Here is a 12913-nt window from a genome sequence, read left to right on the forward strand (position 1 = left end):
GCTATTTTTACCAACGGGGGATGAGGGCTATAAGTCAGATTCAGTCTAGCTCTTAGCCATCTTGTCACCCCCCCAGGAAGAAATCATGAGTCCTCTTCAGAGGACTTTCGCTTTGAGGCAGGGGTTTCAACCCTTGCCGGACTATGGGTTTAACGTTAAGTTGACACCTATGGGCAATTCCGTTTCCCTACAAATGCGCGCGTACTTTTCAGAATTGATATTAATTGGTAATTAATGATTGGTAATTGGGACGTTTAAGGCAAAAAAAAAAGAGGGAATTTTCCCTCTTTAAATCACACTAACTAAGATGTTATTCTTCCGTCGCAGGAGGGATTTCTTCCTCTACATCTAATACGGCTTCGGGTGCTGCTTCGGGTGCTGCTTCGGGTGCTGCTTCCACTGCTACTTCCGGCAGATCCTCTTCCATTGCTGAGGGCACATCTTCGAGTTCGTCGGAGAAGTCATCATCAGCATCAGTTGAGTCTACAGGAATGTCTATGCCTGCTTTAGCTTGCTTTTGAGCCAGCATTTTCTCGCGGAACTTAGCTGCCATTTCCTCAGCTTTTTCGTACACCAATTCGCGATTTTTGACCATCGCGCCCGGTTCCGGTTCCAACTGCTTGGTGGAGAGAGAAATCCGGCCCCTCTCGGCATCCAAGTCAATGATCATCACTTTCACTTCGTCGTTGACATTGAAAACGCTATGAGGCGTATCGATGTGATCGTGCGAAATTTCCGAGATGTGCAGCAAGCCGCTGACGCCGCCGATGTCGATAAAGGCACCGTAAGGCTTGATACCGCGTACTGTACCGATGACGACTTCCCCGACTTCGAGGCGGTTCATCTTGCGCTCAACTAAGGCGCGACGATGACTCAACACTAGGCGGTTGCGGTCTTCGTCTACCTCTAAGAATTTTAATGGTAATTCTTCGGCGACTAATTCTTCCTTCGGTTTGCGGGTACTGATGTGAGAACCGGGAATAAAGCCTCGCAAGCCTTCTATTCTCACGAGTGCGCCGCCGCGGTTAGTGGCAAATACTTGCGATCGTACTGTGGCATCTTCTGCTTGGAGTTGTCGCACTCTTTCCCACGCCCGCATATACTCGATGCGCCGGATGGACAGGGTTAATTGTCCGTCTTCATTTTCATCGGTGAGGATGAAAAATTCTCTGGTTTCGTTTGATTGCAATACCTCTTCAGGGCTTTCCACTCGATTGATGGACATTTCCTGAATGGGAATGTACGCTGCTGTTTTAGCACCGATATCAATCAGAGCGCCCCTCGGTTCTATACTAAAAACTGTACCCGCTACTACATCGCCCGGGCTAAAGTGATAGTCATATTTATCAAGTAGGGCTGCAAAATCTTCGTGAGTAAAGCCGATGTCTTTGACTGTGGTTTTGAGATTGACCATGCGAATAGTTTCCTAGGATTTCTCTCCTTCATGTTTTTCGTTTGTGCCGGCAGATATTCGAGATTTTGGTGAAAAAGCGATTAACTTTTTTCAAAATCTTTTACTAAAGTCAGTTTTCGCTAACTTTTGCCAGGTGCAACTGCACACCAGCGCTTGCCATTACTGTTACTCCATACTCTGTGTTAAAACGTTTAATCTTAACATTCCGAGTCAAGTAGACCATTATAACTTACGCGCATACTGGTTTAAAATTAATTTAAGCGAGCTTAGCTGGGAGTAGCGCAGGATGCTGGGCTTTCTCGATCGACTACTTCGGCATCCGGCAAATCTGCGTCAAAATTTGTCCCTGTTTCTGTATTTTCAGCTTCGTTGAGGGGATTCTGAAGGTGATTTAGGGTATCTACAAAATCTCGGATGCCTCGAAATTGTCGATATACGGAGGCAAAACGGACATAAGCGACTTCGCTGAGCGGCCGCAGGTGCAACAGCACCAGTTCCCCTATTTCTGAACTGGCGATTTCTCGCAGCGATCGACCTTGGAGTTGCGCCTCGATTTCTTCTGCCAGAGTTTCGAGATGCCCGGAAGACAAACCTGTTTTTTCGCAGGCCCGAATCAATCCCCTGACTAATTTTGACCTGTCAAAAGATTCGCGCTTGCCGTCGCGCTTGATCACCGTAATCGGCACAAATTCTATGCGTTCGTAAGTTGTGAAGCGGTGCTGGCAGCTCAAACACTCACGCCGCCGACGGATGCTTTGACCTGATTCGGCTGAACGCGATTCTAAAACGCGACTATTTGTGTGTTGGCAGGAGGAACAGCGCATGATTGCTGAGTTTAACAGGCATTGCCAGCAAATTACCATTCATCTAACCGCCTGGGGTCTGATGAATGGCTGGACTAGAAAAATAACTTAGCAAACAGCGGTGAAATAGTCCCGCACCAAATTCGTTAGCGCAACCCTCGAAGAGGATCACTTATGATGCGGGCTAACCGCAGTCCGGTTCAGGATATTTTGGACTTGCCGCAGGCGTATAGCTAATTATTTGCCAATCCGGGGAGGTTCCCGAAAGGCGATCGCAAAAAATAGTACACCTAAGGCTAAAGCCAGAATCAAAATGTAAGCAACGCTTTCCATGTTAAATTTTCCCTATCTTCCCTTGCCGTATTATTTTATCTTAATTGCTGGTTTTATTCTTAACTAAAAAAACCCGGTTTCTTCAAGAAACCGGGTTTTTGTGTAGCGGGGAAGTTTCCCCCCTACCCAGAGGCTGGCGAAATTTAGAGAGGTTCTTCTCTTCTGGTGGTCACGTCGCCCAGTTTTTGGAACAAGCCCCACTCGACTTGTTCTTCCATGTCAGCTTCAACTCCAGCAAACACGTCGCGGAAAATAGTCCGAGAACCGTGCCAGATATGGCCGAAGAAGAACAGCAAAGCAAAGCAAACGTGTCCGAAAGTGAACCAACCGCGAGTTGAAGTGCGGAAAACGCCGTCAGAGTTCAAGGTTTCGCGATCGAATTCAAACACTTCACCTTTTTGAGCAGCGCGAGCAAACTTCTTAACATCTAGAGGATTATTAAAGGTTTGACCGTTAAGTTCGCCACCGTAGAAGCTGACGGTAACTCCGCTTTGTTCAAAGCTGTATTTTGATTCAGCACGGCGGAAGGGGATGTCAGCGCGAACGACCCCATCTTTGTCTGTCAAAATTACTGGGAAAGTTTCAAAGAAGTTGGGGAGGCGGCGAACCGACAATACCCGACCTTCGCTGTCAGTAAATACTGGATGGCCCAGCCAGCTTTTCGCAATACCGTCGCCATTGACCATCGCGCCGGCCCGGAACAAACCGCCTTTAGCAGGAGAGTTGCCCACGTAGTCGTAGAAAGCCAATTTTTCGGGAATTTGTTCGTAAGCTTCTTGGAAGCTTTGGCCGCCGGCCAAGCTAGCTTGAGCTCTGCGATCGATTTCTTGTTGGAAATAGCCGCTGTCCCACTGATAGCGAGTCGGGCCAAAAAGTTCGATCGGAGTCGCAGCAGAACCGTACCACATCGTACCCGCAACCACAAAGGCTGCGAAGAACACGGCAGCAATACTGCTAGAAAGTACAGTTTCGATATTCCCCATCCGCAGGGCTTTGTAAAGACGTTCCGGCGGCCGCACTGTCAAGTGGAACAAACCGGCAATTACGCCGACTACGCCCGCTGCAATGTGGTGAGCCACGATGCCGCCCGGATTGAAGGGATCGAAGCCTTCAGGGCCCCAAGCAGGCGCCACTGGCTGGACGTGACCGGTCAGCCCGTAGGGGTCGGACACCCACATTCCGGGGCCAAAAAGTCCCGAAAGGTGAAATGCGCCGAAGCCGAAGCAAAGCAAGCCGGAGAGGAACAGGTGAATGCCAAACATTTTTGGCAAGTCGAGGGCTGGTTCACCGGTGCGAGGGTCTCTGAAAAGTTCTAAGTCCCAAAATACCCAGTGCCAAACTGCTGCTAAGAACAGCAGGCCAGAGAGGACGATGTGAGCTACGGCGACGCCTTCAAATGACCAGAAGCCCGGATCGACGTTACCTTCGCCAGTGATGCTCCAACCGCCCCAAGAACCCGTAACTCCCAAGCGAGTCATGAAGGGCAACACGAACATCCCTTGACGCCACATCGGGTTCAGAACTGGGTCTGTGGGGTCAAAAACTGCTAGTTCATAAAGGGCCATTGAGCCGGCCCAACCTGCCACGAGGGCAGTGTGCATTAAGTGTACAGAAATCAATCGGCCTGGGTCATTTAAGACGACTGTGTGTACGCGATACCAGGGTAGTCCCATTGACTGCGGTTCTCCAAGGTGTAAGTGATGATGTCTATTTTTACGGAAAAATCAGATTCTGAATCCCCAGCAGTTACCTGCAGGGTTTAAACTCTGCCTTTTGCCGACTGCCATCTACCTTCAAAGGTGGAGGCATAAAAATGAAAGTTATTTAAAGAAGTGTATCGAGTGTTAGAACCGATTGCAATATGTTGAGCATTACATTAGTTGCGGGTTGCCCATTTCGCAGCGGGCGGCGATCGTCCCGAGGCGTTCGAGGACTTGCTCGGCATCGATCAGTCTGGTGAGGGTGACGTTGCCGATATTTTTGGCGGGATCGGCGGGATCGGGACGGACTGCGGGTTGGACTTCTACCATGAGTACGGCGTCTTCTACGCGGTAGAGCCACATTTTTTCGTTGCGATCGGAAAGACAGAGGTTGAGCTGTTGGATGTCTGGCGGTCGCCTCCAGGCCGCGTGACTCCACTCGCCACCTACGCCCCAGACGCGCCCAACTTTCCAGCCGTCGGATAAGAAGAAGTATTTCACTTGTGTACGCTTGTTGAGATTTTTTTGTCTAACATAGCGCAAAACTGCAATAGTACGGAATTATTGAACCGCGAAGGCGCGAAGGGTGCATATAGATATTGTTATTCGATCGACTATTGCCTATAATATGCTATGTAAGGCATAATTGCTCCAAATGACATGGAACATTGAGTTTCACTTTGATTTTTACTCTGAGTTTACCGAATTCCCCACTGATGTCAGATTAGAGCTTTTAGCAAAACTCACACTGTTACAAGAATTTGGCCCAAACCTCAAGCGTCCTCACGTAGATACTCTCAATGGTTCTATCTACACCAATAGGTCGGAACTTAGGTTTCAGGCGGCTGATGGAGTTTGCGAGTCGCTTTTGCATTTGACCCCCGCAGAGAAGCGATTTTGTTGGTAGCTGGGGACAAATCTGGTAGTAGTGAGAAGCGATTTTACAATCAACTAATTAAGATAGCAAATAGTAGATTTTCCGGCCATTTAAATAAGTTAATGGAGCCAGAAACAGATGACAATTAGCCTGAAGACTATTATGGATAATTTGCCTCCCGAACAACGAGCAATTGTCTAAAAGCGATCGGTTGAATTAATGGCTGAAGAAATGACATTGCCAGACTTACGAAAAACGAGGCAATTAACTCAAAATTGTTGGCGGCGTGCAAAATTTTGGATTAGCTGAGAGTATTTAGGCAAGTAGCTTGGGTTAGGTTGGTATCTACGGTGGCGAGGGTTAGTCCGTAATGAACGACGGTGGCGGCAATGAATCGATGATATCTCCGATAATTTTGCCACTATCTTTGGCAGATACGAATGCCGATCGTTTAGTTTTTTTTAGGGGAGATAATAACCACAGGTCGATCGTTGTGGATGAACGGTCTGAATTTTATCAAAAATATTGATAAAATTGCATTATACTTTTCCTAACCCTGATAATTACTCATCACCCCGCCTCCCAATCTTCAATCTGTAGCCCTTGTACTCTGCTAAACTCCCTAACATTATGAGTGACTAAGATTAAATTATTTGCCAAAGCAATAGCAGCAATTTGCAGATCGTTTGAGCCGATCGGAGTTCCCAAACTTGCCAAATCTCTCCTAATCTTGCCATATACTTCCGCACAAGCATCGTCAAACGGCAGAGAAAGGAACTGACTTAAAAAAGATTTTTGTACATTTAAACTCTTTTGGGGGTTATTGCTACCCATCGCTCCGTAAAATAACTCGGCTTTTACCACAGAACAAACCCCTATTTTATCGGCTACCACAGTATTAAAATGAAGGTCTATACTAGGCGATATACCCTTTAAATACATGATACAAACATTAGTATCTAGCAAATAAACCAAAGAGCTATTACTCATCAAAAACCCCCATCATATCGTCATCCATTTCATCAGAAATCCCCCAGCCATCATCATCAAAATCAATATCCGCACAACTCCCAGACAGATTTATCAATCCTGAAGAATGCAGCATATTATTTTGCCTGAAAAATTCCTTCAAGCCTGCCTCGTCGCCAATGTCGAGCATTTCCTTTAACTCATCCAAATCGATTAACCCATCGCGAAAAGCACTTAAGACTAAATCTCTCAGAATTTTTCGTGACAAGTTCCCCCATTTATCCTCGATCTTATCTACTAACGTATCAGGTAAATTAACGGTGATTTGCATATATTAAAAACCTCCTCGCTCTCCATTTCTATTTTAGTTGCTCAAACCACATCTTCCAACATCGCCATAATATCCGACTACAAATATTTAATATCCCGCTCGCTTGGTGCATGGTGTATGGGTGCGTGCATAAGTATTGCCTGCATAAATATTGTTACTCAAACGACTATTGTCTATAATAGACTATATAAGGCATAATTTACTCAAATAACACAGACAAAAACGCGATATCCGATAAATAACCCTCCGGCTTAATCCCTCAAGTCAATTCTTCAATCTAAAATCTAAAATCTAAAATCTAAAATCGAATGACCGCACAAACCCCCGTACAATTCCAAGACAGTTTCGACATCATCGTAGTAGGTGGCGGACACTCCGGTTGCGAAGCCGCCCTCGCCACTTCTCGCCTCGGCTGTCGCACGCTTCTTCTCACCCTCAACCTCGACAAAATTGCGTGGCAACCTTGCAATCCGGCTGTCGGCGGCCCGGCTAAAACCCAACTTACTAACGAAGTTGATGCGTTAGGCGGGGAAATTGGCAAAATGGCCGATCGCACCTACTTACAAAAGCGCGTCCTCAACGCTTCGAGAGGCCCCGCAGTGTGGGCGCTGCGAGCACAAACTGACAAGCGGGAATACGCCGCTGTAATGAATAATATTGTCGAAAATCAAGCGAATTTGACCATCCGCGAAGCGATGGTGACAGACTTAGTTTTGGGCAAAAACGAAGAAGTTATCGGAGTCGAAACATACTTCGGCGTCGCTTTTGAATGCAAAGCAGTAATTCTCACCACAGGCACTTTTTTAGGTGGCACGATTTGGGTGGGCAATAAGTCGATGCCCGCCGGACGTGCGGGAGAATTTGCCGCCGTTGGTTTGACAGAAACTCTCAATCGATTAGGGTTTGAAACTGGCAGATTGAAGACTGGAACTCCGGCAAGAGTTGACAAACGTACTCTCGATTACACCAACCTGGAACCGCAGCCGGGAGATGCAGAGGTTCGCTGGTTTAGTTTCGATCCAGAAGTTTGGATCGAACGGGAACAAATGCCTTGTTATTTGACTCGAACGACGCCCGCTACTCATCAGTTAATTAGAGACAATTTGCACCTTTCTCCAGTCTACGGCGGCTGGGTTGATGCGAAGGGGCCGCGCTATTGTCCGAGTATTGAAGATAAGATTGTGCGGTTTGCAGATAAGGAAAGTCACCAGATTTTTATTGAACCGGAAGGTAGAGATATTCCTGAACTTTATATCCAAGGTTTTTCTACTGGTTTACCGGAAAATTTGCAATTGCAAATGCTGCGGACTCTTCCGGGTTTGGAAAAGTGCGAGATGATGCGCCCTGCTTATGCTGTGGAGTATGATTATTTGCCGGCAACTCAGTGCTTTCCAACGCTGATGACTAAGAAGATCGAAGGGCTGTTTTGCGCGGGTCAGGTGAACGGTACAACTGGATATGAGGAGGCGGCTGCACAGGGGATTGTGGCGGGGATTAATGCGGCTCGGTTTGCGAAAAATCAGGAGATGATTGTGTTTCCTCGCGAGCAAAGTTATATCGGGACTTTGATCGATGATTTGTGTACGAAGGATTTGCGGGAACCTTACCGGATGCTGACTTCGCGATCGGAATATCGGCTATTATTGCGATCGGACAATGCTGACCAACGCTTGACGCCGCTGGGACGGGAAATTGGTTTGATTGACGATCGCCGCTGGGAGTTGTTCGATCGCAAACAAGCTAATATTGTGGCAGAGAAGGAACGCTTGTACTCGACGCGGGTGAAAGAGCACGAGGAGGTAGGCAAGGCAATTTTTGCAGACACTCAACAAGCGATTAAAGGTTCAATTACTCTGGCTGATTTGTTGCGTCGTCCTGGTTTTCATTATGTGGATTTGGAACGCTACAATTTAGGCAATTTTAGTCTGAAGTTGGCTGAGAAAGATGGTGCAGAAATTGACATCAAATATTCCGGCTACCTGCAAAGACAGCAAAATCAAATCGATGACATTGCCAAACACGAACGCCGACAATTGCCTGCGGATTTGGATTACATGGCAATTACAACTCTCTCCAAAGAATCGCGGGAAAAGTTGGCTAAGGTGAAACCGCTGACGATTGGCCAAGCTGCCAGAATTGGTGGCGTAAATCCGGCTGATGTTAATGCTTTGTTGATTTTTCTGGAAGTGCGAAACCGTCAGCAGCCAGCGGGTGTAGGTAAATAACCTAAACTAGAGGTGTCTCAAGGCTGCCTTCAATTTTATGAAATAGCAGTATAAAAAAGTGTGGCTATTGTGGCACCACTATTTTGTTCGGCGGCTTTCCTATTGATGGATATAGATTCTGGGCATTGTTGATTCACCGTATGAATCAACTTTTATCGGAAGTTACAAAACTAACCCGACTTGGCTTATAAAAATTCCGAAATCTGGAATTGACACCTGTATTCAGCAACGCCACAAAAAAGAAAAACTGGCAGAATGTCAACTCTAATTGATGAACTTCTGCCAGTGTATTGTAGATATTTATCACTCCTCCAACTAACTCTGAATTTCGCAAATATTCCGCATAAGAATCAGCGTTCATCGGTGGTTCAAGTCTCCCCAAAATCCCCACCAGTGTTGCCACCCTCAAAGCCTTAGAAGAACAGCGAGATGCCTTGCTATACGCTTATATACGCGCTCACTGGTGGTACTGGGAATACAGAGGAGTTTGGTATTGGGCGAGCATTTCCCAGCCGGCTACATAATCATTCCTCAAAGAAGATAAGGAGAGAGGGAGTGGGAGAGTGGGAGAGTGGGAGAGGGGGAGAATAGGTAAAATCTTCCTGATTCCTGATTCCTGATTCCCTCTCCCTTCTATCCGTTACATCCGTTACATCCGTTACAGAATCCGTTGCCGAACTTCCTTTAATGTGCCCAGAGAATCACACCAGCTTCATAAGGACTGCTGAGATTATCGTGCTTCGGCAAAACCCGCAATGACAAACCTTGCAAACCGCTAGAAGTATAAGTAATGTCAGCCGTATAAAGGCTAGCATTCTGAGAATCTTCTCCCAAATACTCCATCACCACCGGCACGCCACCAATGATATCGCCGTTAGCATCAACCGAGCCTTGATAAAGTTCAACTTGCACGTCTGCAGGCGTCAATCCCATCAGATTAATCCGAGATTTAACAGATATCGACTGATTGACTTTAACTTCTTTATCCTGGGAAATATCAACAGCCTCAATCTTAATATCGTGCCACTTCGCGAGAACGTGCTTCTTCCAGTGAGACAACTCCTTGGCGGGAGCGCAATTATCCGAAGTCATGGTGTGGTAGCGATCGCTCACCGGGAAATAGGCCCGCCGCGCGTAATCCTTCACCATCCGAGCTGTATTGAACAAAGGACAATTCAAGCGAATAGAATCCTTCATTTTCGCCGTCCAACCGCGGGGAATTCCATCATCATCCCGGTTGTAAAATAGGGGTACAACTTCCTTTTCCATCAAGTCGTACAAAGCATTCGCCTCGACCTCATCCTGATACTTAGTATCTTCGTAAAATTCCCCATGTCCGATCGGCCAACCGGTACGAACATAATCAGCCTCATCCCACCATCCGTCAAGAATGCTCAGATTCGGCAAACCATTCATCGAAGCTTTCATCCCGGAAGTACCCGAAGCCTCACGCGGGCGGCGCGGCGTATTCAGCCACACATCGCAGCCAGACACCATCATCCGAGCCACGTTAATGTCGTAGTTCGGTAAAAACACCATCGAGCTCATCGTCTCGTGCTCGCGGATGAAGTGAACGATATCCCGAATCAATTCCTTACCCGGAATATCCATCGGGTGAGCCTTCCCAGCAATCACAAACTGCACCGGGCGATTTTGATCCCGCATGATCCGCATAATTCGATCGACATCGCGCAAAAACAGCGTCGCCCGCTTGTAAGTAGCAAAGCGGCGGGCAAACCCGATCGTCAGCACCTTCGGATTGAGAGCCTCCCGCGCGTGTTCGATTTCCGTTTGGGCCGCACCGCGCTCGCGCAAAGTCTTTTGCAGCCACTCCCGCGCGAACACCACCAACTCCGATCGACAGCGTTCGTGATTGCGCCACAATTCCTCATCAGGAATCGACGAAAGCCTGTCCCAGAGACGATCGTCCTTACCGGTCATTTCCCAGTCCGGGCCAAGGTATCGATCGTACAACTCCTGAGTAGACTTCGCCACACAACTGCGAGCGTGCACCCCGTTGGTAATTGAAGTAATCGGTACTTCTTCCTGCGGCAAACCCGGCCACAAACCCTGAAACATCGGGCGCGACACCACACCGTGCAAAGCCGCCACCCCGTTGACAAAACTCGACATTTTAATTGCCAAAATTGCCATATTCAGAGGTGCGGACAAATCCCCAGTATTCTCCCGGCCCAATCCCAGAAACTCATCTTGCGACAAGCCAAACATCTTGGGATACTGACTCAGATAGTGCATCACCATATCCGGCTCGAACAAGTCAAACCCAGCAGGCACCGGCGTGTGAGTCGTAAACATACTGCTCGAAACCACCACCTGTTCCGCTTCTACAAAACTCAGGTGATATTCCTCCATCAGCATCCGAATGCGTTCCAAAGCCATGAAAGCCGCGTGGCCTTCATTCATGTGATAAGCCGTAACTGTCAGCCCCAATGCCTTGAGCATTTTCACGCCGCCGATGCCCAGCATGATTTCTTGGTGCATCCGCAGAGTTTTATCACCGCCATACAGTTGGTCGGTAATATCTTGGTCGTAGCGGCTGTTAGGTTCAATATTTGTATCCATTAGGTACAAAGGAACCGTTCCCACTTGTACCCGCCAAATCCGGGCATACACCTTGCGGCCGGGATAGTCCACCTCAATCCGCAATTCCGAACCGTCGGGATTGCGTTCTGGGTGCAGCGGCATATTGTAGAAATCGTTGAGCGGATAGCGTTCTTGCTGCCAGCCGTCGGCGTTGAGATACTGCGAAAAATAACCTTCTTGGTAAAGCAGGCCGACACCGACTAAGGGCAAGCCCAAATCGCTAGCTGATTTGAGGTGGTCGCCTGCGAGCACGCCCAAACCGCCCGAATAGATCGGTAGGGCTTTAACTAAGCCGAATTCCATCGAAAAGTAAGCGTAGCATTCTTGCTGCTCGGTGCCGCGCTGTTTGCGGTACCAGGCGCGATTTTTGAGATAATCGTCTAACTGCTGGGCTGCTCGGTTCATTTGGGCAATGAAGCCTTCGTCTTCTGCCATTTCTTGCAGTCGCTCTTGAGATATGGTTCCGAGCATCAGCACGGGGTTTTGGTTACTGGAGTCCCACAGGTCTCGATCGAGGCGGCGGAAGAGGTCTTTGGTATCGACGTTCCAGTCCCAGTGCAAGTTGTAGGCAAGCTTGCGTAGAGGTTCGAGAATTGTCGGTAGCGACGGGGAAACGTTAAATGTGCGAATTGGCTGCATAGACAAAGCCTTTATGTTGGGGTAGCGATATTTTCCTCTGTCTTTAGGTACAAGTCCGTTATTCTGCACACTATTTTAAGTTTTAACAAGGGCGGGCGATCGGCTGTTACCTTAACTGCGGTGGGCCGAGCAAATGCCGATCGCCCGCAAAACAGCTTTTCGCACTTCTGGATGAGATTTCTCAATACCGTTAGACCGAAAAATCCAGTGTCCGCCGCCCGCGTGTTCCAGCAAAATTCTCTTTCCATCGGGCAAAACTATTTGCCACAAGTTTAAAACGGAGGTTTTAACTAGCTTGCACTGAATTTCGTGCAAGTTGGTTTCCATGAGCTTGAGTTGATGCAGTACCTGATTTTGTGCCGCTGATTTCATTGGATTTTCACTCCTGATTTAACGCTTGTGAGAGAAAGGGGCTTGGTTCTGCAAGTCCAAACCCCAGCAGGTTAAGGGGTGTGCAGGTGTTTGCGAAAACACTTGCACTAATGGGAGACACTATTGTTAAGGCGGTTTGAGCAAGCTAAACACCCTATGTCAGGCCCGCCCGACCGCCTTTTGTCGTGTCTATAAAAGCAAGCATACTTGCGTAAATCCTGTTTGTCAGGTGTGCTTGCTTTGTTTTGCTGATATATGTCCAGAAAGAAGCCCAATCAAGATCCAAATACCAAGCCAGCCTTGCAAGTATTGAGAGAGGCTGTCGGTTTAACTCAATCTCAACTCGCAAGCCAAATCCCCGATAAAACAGGAGCAAAAACTTTAACTCGACAGGCGATTAGCAATTGGGAGCGAGGACTTGATGCCCCGGAGCTGACAATTCCTCAAGTTAAAGCGCTGTGTCACGCTTTGGGCAAGAATCTTAACGAATTGCCCGACAACTTAGGCCCGCCGAAGCGCTCTAGCAGTGATGATGTTGGGGATGCACCGCAGGAAAATAAGTCGGGAGACTAAGATTCACAGTCAAGAACTATAACTTTCGGGGGCGCACGAAGCACCTGATCCCTATTGGTGGGTGAGGCGCGCC

Annotated in this window: 13 protein-coding genes; 4 read left to right on the plus strand and 9 right to left on the minus strand. The window is 47.8% G+C overall.

Features of this window, described 5'->3' with window-relative positions; all coding sequences use genetic code 11:
- Positions 1–310: 310 nt before the first annotated feature.
- From QUA83_RS19795 to QUA83_RS19815, 5 genes are all read right to left on the minus strand, one after another.
- Positions 311–1414, minus strand: coding sequence for a 30S ribosomal protein S1 (locus tag QUA83_RS19795; RefSeq protein ID WP_333295272.1), 1104 nt, complete (start codon positions 1412–1414; stop codon positions 311–313).
- 266 nt (positions 1415–1680) lie between these two features.
- On the minus strand, positions 1681–2238 hold the full coding sequence (nrdR, locus tag QUA83_RS19800) for a transcriptional regulator NrdR (protein ID WP_333295308.1): 558 nt from the start codon (positions 2236–2238) through the stop codon (positions 1681–1683).
- A gap of 216 nt (positions 2239–2454) precedes the next feature.
- Positions 2455–2550, minus strand: coding sequence for a photosystem II reaction center protein T (locus QUA83_RS19805; protein ID WP_083622085.1), 96 nt, complete (start codon positions 2548–2550; stop codon positions 2455–2457).
- A gap of 143 nt (positions 2551–2693) precedes the next feature.
- Positions 2694–4223 carry a photosystem II chlorophyll-binding protein CP47 gene (psbB, locus tag QUA83_RS19810; protein ID WP_333295273.1) on the minus strand — a complete coding sequence of 510 codons (1530 nt, stop codon included), beginning with the start codon at positions 4221–4223 and terminating at the stop codon, positions 2694–2696.
- Positions 4224–4421: 198 nt separating this feature from the next.
- Entirely contained in the window at positions 4422–4751 is a 330-nt protein-coding gene (locus tag QUA83_RS19815; protein ID WP_333037185.1) for a hypothetical protein, read from the minus strand.
- Between the two features lie 154 nt (positions 4752–4905).
- Here QUA83_RS19815 and QUA83_RS19820 point away from each other — a divergent pair, with 154 nt between their 5' ends.
- On the plus strand, positions 4906–5157 hold the full coding sequence (locus tag QUA83_RS19820) for a type II toxin-antitoxin system RelE/ParE family toxin (protein WP_333295274.1): 252 nt from the start codon (positions 4906–4908) through the stop codon (positions 5155–5157).
- Positions 5151–5276: a hypothetical protein gene (locus tag QUA83_RS30620; RefSeq protein ID WP_445301792.1), complete on the plus strand. Its 126-nt coding sequence runs from the start codon at positions 5151–5153 to the stop codon at positions 5274–5276. The genes QUA83_RS19820 and QUA83_RS30620 overlap by 7 nt, the downstream gene beginning before the upstream one ends.
- A 421-nt stretch (positions 5277–5697) precedes the next feature.
- On the opposite strand, the gene vapC is transcribed toward QUA83_RS30620, so the two are convergent.
- Both vapC and QUA83_RS19830 read right to left on the minus strand, forming a co-directional pair.
- Entirely contained in the window at positions 5698–6117 is a 420-nt protein-coding gene (gene vapC, locus QUA83_RS19825) for a type II toxin-antitoxin system tRNA(fMet)-specific endonuclease VapC (RefSeq protein ID WP_333295275.1), read from the minus strand.
- Positions 6110–6427 (minus strand): hypothetical protein, encoded by a 318-nt coding sequence (locus QUA83_RS19830; protein WP_333295277.1) that lies wholly within the window; start codon positions 6425–6427, stop codon positions 6110–6112. Before QUA83_RS19830 ends, vapC begins: the two co-directional genes overlap by 8 nt.
- A gap of 308 nt (positions 6428–6735) precedes the next feature.
- Between QUA83_RS19830 and mnmG the strand changes: the two genes are divergently transcribed.
- On the plus strand, positions 6736–8652 hold the full coding sequence (gene mnmG, locus QUA83_RS19835) for a tRNA uridine-5-carboxymethylaminomethyl(34) synthesis enzyme MnmG (RefSeq protein WP_333295278.1): 1917 nt from the start codon (positions 6736–6738) through the stop codon (positions 8650–8652).
- 684 nt (positions 8653–9336) lie between these two features.
- On the opposite strand, the gene glgP is transcribed toward mnmG, so the two are convergent.
- On the minus strand, positions 9337–11895 hold the full coding sequence (glgP, locus tag QUA83_RS19840; protein WP_333295309.1) for an alpha-glucan family phosphorylase: 2559 nt from the start codon (positions 11893–11895) through the stop codon (positions 9337–9339).
- A 111-nt stretch (positions 11896–12006) separates the two neighbouring features.
- Positions 12007–12267, minus strand: coding sequence for a hypothetical protein (locus tag QUA83_RS19845; protein WP_333295279.1), 261 nt, complete (start codon positions 12265–12267; stop codon positions 12007–12009).
- A gap of 255 nt (positions 12268–12522) precedes the next feature.
- Here QUA83_RS19845 and QUA83_RS19850 point away from each other — a divergent pair, with 255 nt between their 5' ends.
- Positions 12523–12840 (plus strand): helix-turn-helix transcriptional regulator, encoded by a 318-nt coding sequence (locus tag QUA83_RS19850; protein WP_333295280.1) that lies wholly within the window; start codon positions 12523–12525, stop codon positions 12838–12840.
- Positions 12841–12913 lie beyond the last annotated feature (73 nt).

The sequence above is a fragment of the Microcoleus sp. K1-B1 genome (assembly GCF_036704705.1).
Taxonomy (GTDB): Bacteria; Cyanobacteriota; Cyanobacteriia; order Cyanobacteriales; family Microcoleaceae; genus Microcoleus.